The organism is Aquimarina algiphila (assembly GCF_007489275.1).
GTDB classification, from domain to species: domain Bacteria; phylum Bacteroidota; class Bacteroidia; order Flavobacteriales; family Flavobacteriaceae; genus Aquimarina; species Aquimarina algiphila.
In genome coordinates, this window is the sequence record NZ_VLNR01000117.1 from 1 (window position 1) to 11,718 (window position 11,718).

11 protein-coding genes and 1 pseudogene are annotated in these 11,718 nt (G+C 32.0%); 3 read left to right on the forward strand and 9 right to left on the reverse strand.

Translation table 11 applies throughout. From position 1 onward, the window contains the following. Positions 1–114: 114 nt before the first annotated feature. The 3 genes from FOF46_RS29585 to FOF46_RS29595 form a co-directional block, all read right to left on the reverse strand. Complete coding sequence (locus FOF46_RS29585) at positions 115–2,211, reverse strand: tetratricopeptide repeat protein (RefSeq protein ID WP_143919046.1); 2,097 nt, start codon at positions 2,209–2,211, stop codon at positions 115–117. 349 nt (positions 2,212–2,560) lie between these two features. Then, positions 2,561–2,863, reverse strand: coding sequence for a GIY-YIG nuclease family protein (locus FOF46_RS29590; RefSeq protein ID WP_143919047.1), 303 nt, complete (start codon positions 2,861–2,863; stop codon positions 2,561–2,563). A gap of 282 nt (positions 2,864–3,145) precedes the next feature. Continuing rightward, positions 3,146–3,448, reverse strand: coding sequence for a GIY-YIG nuclease family protein (locus tag FOF46_RS29595; protein ID WP_143919048.1), 303 nt, complete (start codon positions 3,446–3,448; stop codon positions 3,146–3,148). A gap of 321 nt (positions 3,449–3,769) precedes the next feature. Here FOF46_RS29595 and FOF46_RS29600 point away from each other — a divergent pair, with 321 nt between their 5' ends. Next, positions 3,770–4,351, forward strand: a complete 582-nt coding sequence (locus FOF46_RS29600; RefSeq protein ID WP_143919049.1) for an RNA polymerase sigma factor — start codon at positions 3,770–3,772, stop codon at positions 4,349–4,351. Positions 4,352–4,355: 4 nt separating this feature from the next. Then, positions 4,356–5,102: a tetratricopeptide repeat protein gene (locus FOF46_RS29605; protein WP_143919050.1), complete on the forward strand. Its 747-nt coding sequence runs from the start codon at positions 4,356–4,358 to the stop codon at positions 5,100–5,102. Between the two features lie 13 nt (positions 5,103–5,115). Here the strand turns inward: FOF46_RS29605 and FOF46_RS29610 are convergent, their stop codons facing one another. Next, positions 5,116–5,463 carry an antibiotic biosynthesis monooxygenase family protein gene (locus FOF46_RS29610; RefSeq protein WP_109434204.1) on the reverse strand — a complete coding sequence of 116 codons (348 nt, stop codon included), beginning with the start codon at positions 5,461–5,463 and terminating at the stop codon, positions 5,116–5,118. Positions 5,464–5,510: 47 nt separating this feature from the next. Further along, positions 5,511–6,668 (reverse strand): cytochrome P450, encoded by a 1,158-nt coding sequence (locus FOF46_RS29615; RefSeq protein ID WP_143919051.1) that lies wholly within the window; start codon positions 6,666–6,668, stop codon positions 5,511–5,513. A gap of 310 nt (positions 6,669–6,978) precedes the next feature. On the opposite strand from FOF46_RS29615, the gene FOF46_RS29620 reads away from it, so the two are divergent. Beyond that, on the forward strand, positions 6,979–7,251 hold the full coding sequence (locus FOF46_RS29620) for a DNA-binding protein (protein ID WP_143919052.1): 273 nt from the start codon (positions 6,979–6,981) through the stop codon (positions 7,249–7,251). A 6-nt stretch (positions 7,252–7,257) separates the two neighbouring features. On the opposite strand, the gene FOF46_RS29625 is transcribed toward FOF46_RS29620, so the two are convergent. From FOF46_RS29625 to FOF46_RS32840, 4 genes and pseudogenes are all read right to left on the reverse strand, one after another. Continuing rightward, positions 7,258–8,436, reverse strand: coding sequence for an acyl-CoA dehydrogenase family protein (locus FOF46_RS29625; protein WP_109434207.1), 1,179 nt, complete (start codon positions 8,434–8,436; stop codon positions 7,258–7,260). A gap of 242 nt (positions 8,437–8,678) precedes the next feature. Beyond that, the gene (locus FOF46_RS29630) at positions 8,679–10,556 is read right to left on the reverse strand and encodes a T9SS type A sorting domain-containing protein (protein WP_143919053.1); all 1,878 of its coding nucleotides are present in this window, start codon (positions 10,554–10,556) and stop codon (positions 8,679–8,681) included. A gap of 233 nt (positions 10,557–10,789) precedes the next feature. Further along, positions 10,790–11,614 carry a helix-turn-helix domain-containing protein gene (locus FOF46_RS33155; protein ID WP_143919054.1) on the reverse strand — a complete coding sequence of 275 codons (825 nt, stop codon included), beginning with the start codon at positions 11,612–11,614 and terminating at the stop codon, positions 10,790–10,792. Continuing rightward, positions 11,604–11,718 (reverse strand): annotated as a pseudogene (locus tag FOF46_RS32840) (IS982 family transposase); the annotation flags it as partial. The gene FOF46_RS33155 and the pseudogene FOF46_RS32840, both read right to left, overlap by 11 nt.

The following is an 11,718-nucleotide window of genomic DNA, read 5'->3' on the forward strand; positions in this document are numbered from 1 at the left end:
AAGGAGAGTCGATGAGAAGAAAAAGAAAAAAATCGTAATTTTAACACTGAAATAAACACGCTTTTGGGAACTGTTTTGCTATGCTCTATTTAAACAGGAATACCCGGGTCAATTTCATAGGAATCTCCAGGTAGTGATTTTTAAAGAATCTATTTTTTGAGAAGATCGCTCCTCGCTAACTTTAGATTGATAAAATGCTTTATCGATTCGTAATTCTTTTTCTAAGACTACAACATCATCGGGCAAGCCTTTAAAAATCTTGGCATTAGCTTCACTAAGGAGTTCTTTAAGCGTATTGGCTTTACTTTTCTCGGCATAATAAAATGCACGCTCCAAAATACTTTGCTCTTTTTGGGTAGTGTACCGTAACAATTGTGTTTGTATGGCACCTTGATAGATCGCTTTTGCTTTTTGGGCAAAGGCTACTTTGTCCTGATAGGTCGTAAACGTTTGCCTGATATCATTGATTAAGATATCTGCCTTGTTATAAGTAATAACAGCTTGATTAAGATCATCACTATTATTACTTTCTTGATACAAGTGAATATAGGTTTTGGCTTTGCCTGATAAGGTAGTTAATAGTATGTTTGGGTTTAAATATTGATCCTCCTTTACATTAGCAATAATTGCTTTTTCATAGTACAACAAACTATTTTTATACTCTTTTTGTATTGCATATACATTTGCGATATCGTTATAGGATACTGCAACTTTAGGATGATGTTTTCCTAATACTTTTCGTCGTATTCTTAATGCTTTTTGATAGTTTTCTAATGCTACTTTATAGTTTGACTTTTCTGTATGAAAATTTCCTAAATTAGTATAAGATCTTGTAACATAAAGACCATTTTTACCAAAAATAGCAATCCTAATATTCAGAGCTTTTTTATAATATAATAAAGCTTTATTATATTCTCTCTTCGCATAATACACCTCCCCTAAATCATTATATGCATCAGATACATAAGAATTATTTTCCGTAAGAAGTTTTATCTTAATCTCTAGTGCTTTTTTTATATAAAATACTGATTGATCATAATCTTTCTTGTACCTATATATATTTCCTATATTATTATAGTAGATAGCAGTAGAAAGGTTATTTTCCCCTTTAATTTTAATAATATCATAAAGTGCTTTTTCATAATAACTTAACGCCTTGTCATATTCCCCTTTATCTTTGAAAATTATTCCTATATTATTATATATATAATATATCGAAGGGCTTCTGTCATACTTAGACTCTTTTTTTTCAATCTTAATTGCTATATTATATTGATTCATCGCTTTATTATATTCTCCTATATTTCTATAAGAGATACCAACCATATTAAGGGCATTTATTAATTTATATTCTTTTCTTCCATAAACATGACTTAAAATTGATAAATTTTTTTTCAAGTAAGGTAGCGCTTTATTATCCTCACCTCTTTTTTGATATAACCTTCCAATCCCCGCATTATACCTAGCAACTTCTATATGATTTTCATTTAAAACATTTGTTCCAATAGACAAAGCTGTTTTCATATATATTAATGCTTTATCATATTCTTCTTTTCTATCATATGTAAGACCTAGATTAAAATAAGACAAACCAGTTTCTATATGATTAGAACCTAAAGTCTTTTTCCTTATTAACAGGGATTTTTTATAATATTCCAATGCTTTATCATACGCCCTATGAAAATGAAATATCATTCCCATATTATTATATGATTTTGCAATTTCCCAGTGATCATCTGGCAAAATTTCTCGTTTTACGTTTAAAGCATTTCGATAATAATCAAAAGCTTTATCATACTCTAGATTCTCCCAACAATAATAGTCCCCAATATTATCAAATCCATATGCCTTCTCTCGATTATTTTTTGGTAAGTATTGATCACTTATCTTTAAGGCTTGTTTTGCATTAGTCAATGATTCTTCATACTTTTTATCTCGCCTTAGACTCTCAGAAATTTTATTATAAGATCGAGCTACGCGCTCCCAGCTCTTGGCTTTTCTATAGATGGGTAGTGCTTTTTTAAAATAAACTATTGCGCTGTCTAGTTTTCTATAGGTTAATAAGGTATCTGCTTTTGCAAAATATTGAGATGCGGGTATCGTATCGACTGTGGTTTGGGTATGGCCTGTCGTGGATAAAAACAGCATACAACATAGCGTCCATAGTACAATGGAGGTTGTTTGTGATATGGATATTATGTTGGTGGTCATCGCCTATTTATCATTTTTATTATTAATTATTTGTCATCCCAGACTATGCTGGGATTCATTCTCAATTTTTGTTACGCTTATAGATTCCTGTCTGCACAGAAATGACAGTCCCTTACTTTTGATATTTTAATGTACTATTCTTTCTTACGTTGTCATCCCAGCCCATGCTGGGATCCATTTTTAATTTTTGTTACTCTTATAGATTCCTGTCTACACAGGAATGACAGTCCATTACTTTTGATATTTAATGTACTATTACTCCTTACGTTGTCATCCCAGCATAGGCTGGGATCCATTCTCAATTTTTTGTTACTCCTATAGATTCCTGTCTACACAGGAATGACAATTCTTAATCATACCAATCAGAAGCAAGATCATTCCAATCTTTATTATCTTCTTCAATTAAGTTAATTTTCCATTGTCGTTTCCAAGCCTTCATTCTTTTCTCTCTTCGTATAGCGTCTTCAACAAATTGATACAACTCAAAATATACTAGTATATCAAGGTTATATTTTTTAGTAAATCCATCAATGCATTTCTGTTTATGTTCAAAAATTCTTCTTTCAAGGTTATTAGTCATACCAATAGAAAGTGTTCCATTCTTTTTATTGGTTAAAATATATACTGCATATTGATGCTTTGGTTTTAACATTAGATTTTGATTATAGATTCCTGTCCACACAGGAATGACAGTCCATTACTTTTGATATTTTAATGCACTATTCCTTCTTATGTTATCATCCCAGCCCATGCCGGGATCCATTCTTAATTTTTGTTACTCTTATACATTCCTGTCTACACAGGAATGACAGTTCATTACTTTTGATATTTAATGTACTATTACTCCTTACGTTGTCATCCCAGCATAGGCTGGGATCCATTCTCAATTTTTTGTTACTCCTATAGATTCCTGTTTACACAGGAATGACAATTCTTAATAATACCAATCAGAAGCAAGATCATTCCAATCTTTATTATCTTCTTCAATTAAGTTAATTTTCCATTGTCGTTTCCAAGCCTTCATTCTTTTCTCTCTTCGTATAGCGTCTTCAACAAATTGATACAACTCAAAATATACTAGTATATCAAGGTTATATTTTTTACTAAATCCATCAATGCATTTCTGTTTATGTTCAAAAATTCTTCTTTCAAGGTTATTAGTCATACCAATATAAAGTGTTCCATTCTTTTTATTGGTTAAAATATATACTGCATATTGATGCTTTGGTTTTAACATTAGATTTTGATTATAGATTCCTGTCTACACAGGGATGACAGTCCATTACTTTTGCTGTTTCAATATGTTATTCCTTCATACGTTGTCACCCCAGCATAGGCTGGGATCCATTCTCAATCTATGTTGCTCCTATAGATTCCTGTCTGCACAGAAATGACAGTCCATTACTTCGTACTTCTGGCTTCAAAAGTCGTAGCACTTGATATGATATTACAATTATGTTCTTTCTTATTAATAGCAAAGAAACTAAAATTGTTACTTTTACGTTTAATTTTATTTCGTCTAAAAGGGTAACAATTTGTTGTATTAGCACATGAACTTATGAGTAGTACCGAAGAGCGCAAAATTTTGGAAGGTATCGTTGCGGGAGATGAAGTCATCATAACCACATTTTATAAACAAAACCTACAATATGTTAGGCAATATATCCTTCAAAACTCTGGTAATGAAGCCGACGTAGAAGATGTGTTTCAAGATGCATTGGTTTTGATATACCAAAAATTAAAAGCAGACTCTCTGGAATTGCATTCTTCATTGCGAACTTATTTTTATGGAGTTTGTAAAAATATATGGAGAAACCGATTACGAAAAAATAAAAAAATGGTGATCACAGAAGAAATACCTGATGATGCAGAGAGTATACCTCCTGCTGTTATAGAATATATCGCACAAAAAGAACAAGAACATGTGTATCGCAAGCATTTCTTAAAGTTAAGTGATAGTTGTCGTGAAATACTGCAATTGCTTTTTCAAGGAAAAAGCATGAAAGATATTGCAACTATTACAGGGTATTCTGAAGGATATACCAGAAAGAAAAAATTTGACTGTAAACGATCTTTGATCCAAATGATCGAAAAAGATCCTATATACCAGGAGCTATATTTAACTCCTGAAAAAAAATAACGTTATGGAGAGAACTCCGGAAATATTTGAGAAAATAGAAGGGTATCTTACAAACACTTTACCCCAGGAAGAGCTAATCGCCTTTGAGAAAGCATTAGCAACTAACCAGGAATTACAAGAAGAAGTCGAAAAACACAGAATGATGCACAATGTTCTTGGAGATCAGGACACCTTGGATTTTAAAGAAAAACTTGCACGTATTAGTACTACAATCAAAGAAGAAGAAGAAGAAAAAATAGTTACTACCTCTTCTTTTTCTTTATATTGGAAAGTCGCTGCATCTATTGTGATTGTATTTGGAGCAGGAACATTGTATTGGTACATCTCTAAAAGCCAGAACAAAACACAAAACCTATATGGTTCATATTATCAAGCTTTTCCTGCAGAAGACAACACTCGGGGAAATACAACTAATGAGATTCAAAAAGTTATAAAACAGTACACTAATGGTGTCTATGATAGTGTTGTTATAGCACTGGAAAACTATCCTAACCTGGAAACCCAAAAACGATTGCAATTATATTTGGGTAATAGTTATTTAAATCTTGGACAGGAAAAAAAAGCAATTAACCAATTTACAGCTATTAGTGAAACAGATCGGTATTATGAGATTGGACAATGGTATCTGTCTCTTTCTTATTTAAAATTGAATAAGCCTAAAAAAACCATTCCGATTCTGGAAGAAATTATAGCTTACAATGGTGTATATAAAGCTAAAGCTATAAAGTTGTTAAAAGAGCTAAAGAAGTAGATATACTCCTTTGCTAATGATCATGAAAACCTTTACTATCATTGGGAGCTTCATCTCTATCAAACATCCCATAATCTCTGCTCACATCGGCAATACGTAAACGATATTCTTTAAAGATATGAGTTCTTCCTTTGGATTGTGCTCTGCGATGAGATTCTATAGTACGCCATTGAAGTATACTTTTTTCATCTCTCCAAAATGATAGCGACAATAGTTTTTCATTTTCTGAAAGGCTTTGAAACCTCTCTATAGAGATAAAACCATCCATAGTTTCTAGTTTTGGTTTTAGTTCCTTGGCAATCTGAAGATATTCTTCTTTACATCCTGTATTAGGAACGAGTTCAAAAATTACTGCGATCATATTTTATTTTTTTGGTTATCATATCTCATTTGCATTTTGAATTGGTATTAAAAAGATAGTGTTATTTGCTTAGGAAGTCTTGCATGCATTACAGGCTCATACTGCACATCATTTTCGAGTAGTGTGATTGTTTTATACATTTTAAGAAAATGGTATATCGTTTCTGTTGCCAGGTGTATAGAAAAGTGTTTTGCTAAACACATATGACTCCCCATACCAAAGGTTAAGGATTCATTAGTATTATGCCTCTTGATACTAAAATTGTTAGGGTTATTAAATTTCTTTTTATCCCGATTAGCGGCTGCAAGCATTACAACTATAGACGCTCCTTTTTTAATAGTAATGTTATTAACTACCATATCTTTGCCAACTATTCTTTTTGTATGATGAAACGGGGGATCAAATCTTAAGGTCTCTATCACCATTTTTTCTACCCATTCTTGATGAATACATTTTTGTTCACTAAACTCTTTGGATTTTAGTATCCTCAATATTGCATTACTTAGGATCCCTCTGCATCCATCATAACTCTGAATAAGAAGACCTATCAGGTTACTTATGCACAAAAAAACAGCGTCATTATATTCTAATTTATACTTCATGACTAACCTACTAACCAAACCAGACTGTACTTCTAATATGTGGTTTTCTATGATCTTAAAAATTCGCTCAGCACTGCTATTAATTCTAGCTACTTGTTCTTTATTTTTATGAGGCAACATTATCATTTTGAGTAGCTCTATTTCTCCTAAAATAAGATCACATTCTTCGTCTCCAAAATCAAAACTTTGCAAAATCACTAAAGCAGGAAGCTGCTTACAAATTGTATCAACCCAGTCTACTTTGTTATTTTTTGCTGTAGTTGATAATATAGATTGCAAAGTCAGATCAATGCTTATTTTTTTCATCCCATCAAATAAATACATTGTAATTTCTCTGGTTATTTCGTGCTGCATACCATTGCTTAATCGAACTAAACCATTTTTTATATGTAATGCGAATTCATTTAATTGGTGTACATTCTTCTCATCAATTTGCGGAATAAGTACATCAGCACTATTTAAAATAGTAGTGCATGCATCATAAGAATATGAAACCCAGGTTTTATTTTCTTTATCCCAATGGATTGCACCTTCCTTCAGCATAATTTCATATAACGCAAATGGATTTTTTACTTCGGACTGTAAGAATAGTAGTTTCTTCATTATTCAATTAGATATAACACAAAAGTATATACCTCTATATCCAAATATTTCATTTTAGAGTGAACCATGAACACGTGCTTTTTTTCAGCTAATAAATACCCCTGACCAGATATTCAACTGAAAAAGCAGGATTAGTTCAACTATCTATTTTGAATGTATTGCTATGTAATTTCTCAAAATCGAGTTTCACTAAGAAAAATTTTAACATGATATCGGGTAACAAAGTCTAAAACCATAACATACACTTATATAACCCCGCAAATACATATTGCTTATTCAAAATCATTCAGTCACTAACAAAGAAGTAATTATGAACGTTATTATCAAGCACATTGAACTTATGGAGCGAATTGATCAGTTAATTCGTTTACAGGCCACGGGAAACCCTGTAGAATTGGCAGCAAGATTAAGAATCTCCAGAACCAAACTCTACCGTACCATCAATATGATGAAAAAACTAAATGCACCCATAGAGTATGACATCTCTATTCAAAGTTTTGTATATGCCGAAGAAGTTGGTTTTAAGTTTGGCTTTTTTACAGAAGAAACATATTCCCACGAATTAAATCCATTCGTGGGATGAATACTTTTATTTAAATGCTGAAATACCGGTAATATCCAACCCTGTAATTAACAAGTGAATATCGTGTGTTCCTTCATAAGTGATGACACTTTCCAGATTCATCATATGACGCATGATACTATATTCGCCTGTAATTCCCATTCCGCCAAGGATTTGTCTGGCTTCTCTGGCAATATTGATCGCCATATCTACATTATTACGTTTTGCCATAGAAATCTGAGCTGACGTCGCTTTTCCTTCATTTCGCAAAACCCCTAATCGCCAAGCCAAAAGTTGTGCTTTGGTGATTTCTGTGATCATCTCTGCCAGTTTCTTTTGTTGTAATTGTGTCCCTCCAATAGGCTTATCAAACTGAATACGTTCCTTAGCATATCGCAAAGCAGTATCATAGCAATCCATAGCTGCACCAATAGCACCCCAGGCAATACCATAGCGTGCAGAATCCAAACAGCCTAACGGTGCACCTAATCCGCTTTTTCCAGGCAGTAAATTTTCTTTTGGCACCTTTACATTATCAAAGATTAATTCTCCAGTTGCAGAAGCACGAAGTGACCATTTATTATGAGTTTCTGGTGTTGAGAACCCTTCCATTCCTCGTTCTACAACAAGTCCGTGAATCCTCCCTTCTTCATTTTTTGCCCAAACCACAGCGACATCTGCAAAAGGCGCGTTAGATATCCATAGCTTAGCACCATTAAGTAAATAATGATCTCCTTTATCTTTAAAATTAGTGGTCATACCACTTGGATTAGAGCCATGATCAGGTTCAGTGAGTCCAAAGCAGCCCATAAATTCTCCTGACGCTAGTTTGGGTAAATATTTTTTTCGCTGCTCTTCAGAACCATATTTCCAGATGGGATACATCACCAAAGAGGATTGTACAGAAGATGTAGATCGTACCCCAGAATCTCCTCGCTCTATCTCTTGCATAATCAAACCATAACTGATCTGATCCAAACCAGCTCCCCCATATTCTTCTGGTATATATGGTCCAAATGCTCCTATCTCTGCAAGTCCATTGATAATCTGTTTTGGAAATTCGGCTCGTTGCGCATAGTCCTCAATAATAGGTGACACTTCACGTTTTACCCAACTACGAGCAGCATCACGAACCAATTTATGTTCATCAGAAAGTAGTTCATCTAAATTATAGTAATCAGGAGCTTCAAAAAGATCAGGTTTCATCAGTTTCTATGTATTATATTGTGAATTCTATCTTGTTCTACAATGTATTTTGCAGTATTATCAAAATTAACACATATAAATGTGAAACAAATGTAAATACTAAAAAAAGAGTAGCTCATTTTATTGAATTTTAAAAAATTTGACATAAATAACGCTTCATAACCCAAAAAATAAAAGTCTTAACCAAAAATCCCAGTCCATACAAGACTGGGATTTTATCGAACCTAAAAATTTAAACAACGTTAGTTTACTACTAAAGTCCTGTTCTCAACTTTTTGTCCGTCTGTTATTCTAACAAAATATACTCCTTCTTGTAACGATCTGGAAAAAATGACCTGTTGATTATTGCTATTAATAGTACCTTCTGCTACTACCTCTCCTAAAAATGATACAATCTGATATTCTGTATTTTCTTTTCCATTCTTTATATAGACCTGATTTCTATTGGATGGGATAGGGTATATGTATAGTTTTGATGACTGAATAGTATTTGTAGTTTGAACTTTATTTGTACAATTCTCAATAATTACATCCACACTACTTGTATTACTTCCGTTATCTGCAATTCTAATTTCACCAGTAACTGAACCAGGAATATTGAGTAGTGAAACAATGCCACAAGCATCTCTTAAAATAGGGTTATTAACAATAATAAGTCTCCCTCCTACAGATCTTAAATTAGAAAGTCCATCTAGATTGTCTAGTTCGGCATTATGCGCTATAATTACATCTGCACGTATCGAAGAGAAATCAGTAAGGCCATCTACATTACGTAATGCCTGATTTTGTGTAATTCGTATTACAATACTATTAATTGCAGCTCCAGAAAGCCCATCTATATTATCTAATAATGAATTACGGAACAAAAAGATATTCCCAATATTTTGTAAACTTTGTAAAGCACTTAAATCGTTAATTTTTGTTCCATCCAGGTTTAAGTCTCCTCGTATGGATTGTAAATTACTTAAATCTGGTAAATTTGACACGTTACTAACTACTATCTTGAAATCTCTGAGTGTTTTGATCTTTGATAACCCTTCTATATTTTCTAATGAATCATTTCTAAAGGCCACAAAACTATCTAACTTGGTGAGTTTAGTAAATCCTTGAACACTAACAAGTGATGGGTTATCTCTAATATCAATAATTCTAATCGAAGTTAAATTTTCAAATCCATTGATTGTTGTTAAAGCAGCGTTACTATCTATTTTCAGGTCTAATCCCAGTATTTCTAACTTAGACAAATTACTAAGATCAGTAATGTTATTTGTTACTGATTCTTTGATGATTAGGCTACCTGTAATCTCACAATAATTAAAATTATCGATTTCTTCCTGAGAGCTTAGCACAAGGTCGCCTTCAAATTTTATACAACAATCAAAATTTAGAATAGTTTCTGTAGTACTAGCATTGGGGCCATTATTCTCTATAGAAAATATAAACATATCTCCTACATCTAAATAAGATTTTAGCAAAGGTACAATACCACAAGCATCCCGTAAATTCACATTATTTGTAAGAACAAAACCAAATTCTACCAAAATAAAAGTTGCTGCATTAGACAACCCATCTAAATTTTCTAATTCTGGATTTCCACTAATCGTAAAAATATCAAGGACAGTTGTTATACCCAGTAAACCGTCTACATTTCTCAAAGAGGAATTATCAGAAATTATTAATCCACCTCCATCAAATTCTGAACTTGACAAACCAGCTAGGCCATCAATATTTTCTAATAATTCGTTATTCTCAATTCTAATAAAACCTACTTCAGAACGAACATTAGAAAGACCATTGATATTTTGTAAAGATGCATTATTTACAATACTGACTGATCCAAATCCAAAACTTGTTAAATTGGATAAGCCATCTATATCGTTTAACACTGAATTACCTTCAATTCTAATACTTCCTATTGATTTAAGTATAGATAAATTGGTAATATTATTAATTGCTCCAGGAGAAACTTCTCTTATGGTTAAAGACCCTGTGATTTCGGTATAATTAAAAGCATCTATCTCTGCTTGTGTGGTAAGTACTATATTACCATTATAAACTTGTGCTATTCCGAAGTGAATAGTAAATAGCAGCATTGAATAAAAAAAGATTGACTTTCTCATAATGTTTGTTTTTTGATTAATATGAATGAATGAAAATTTTAACTCAGGAATCACCAATGAAAGAGTACTAAACAAAAAAGATATTTAAAGGAATTCCTTGCCTTCAGTAAAGTATTGGCATGCAACTCTATAAGCCAAAGGTATTGGCATTGTACAGATCTTCTTCATAATAGTTTTGGTTTTTTGAGTAATTCAAAACTATCGAGATTATAAAACTTGTAGTTGTCAAAAAATCACTTTTTATGTAAAAATTGATTAGACTTATTATAATTTGATGGAGATATACCATAAGCCTTTTTAAACATTTTACTAAATGATGGTAAATCAGTGAATCCAAGAATAGAATATACTTCACTTACAGAAAAATTTGTATCTCTCAAAAATTCTTTTGCTTTTGTTAATCGTAAACTATTTATATACTGATGAGGGGTTTTTCCGAATACATTCTTAAATGAACTATACAAATGAAATTTTGAAAGTGAAGATACCTTAGATAAATCCTCAATACGTATTTGTTCTTTTATATTATCATGGATAAACTCCCGGGCTATTAATAGTCTTCTAAGTGTTTCTGTTTTGGTAGAATTCTTTTTTGATTCAATCTTAGCTGCTATTTTATACCCATGTACCTGATCAATATATAATGATTTGAGAATTTCTATAGTTAATTCTTGTGGTGATAGAAATTCATACCCTACTCTGTTACTTAAACGATGAGTTTCTTGTAATAATTTTCCTGAATAATAATACTTCGCGTTAAGTGGGCTTTCAAGAAAAAAGGAATCTTCCTCAATTTTTTCAAAAGGTGTATCTAATAATTGTTTTTGATGTGCTCTTGAATAAAAATTAAATTGTGTCCGAAAATCGTCAGATACGACAAAACTAAGAACATCAATATAATCTGCTTCATCGTTTATATACTCCCACCCTTGACTAGGGTTTGTAATTACAAATTTATCATCATTAATAATAAGTCTTTTATCTTTCCAATATAACTTACCGGCACCAGTTTTAAAATATATGATAGTTAAGCTACCCGTTGTGCATTTAGTTAATATTAATTTTTAGGTTGTTTATATTTCTGTTGAATTCAAACCTATTGATATATTGAATAATGGTCATTGCTGTGATCTTTGATAAGATTCTATTTTTAAATCCCTCA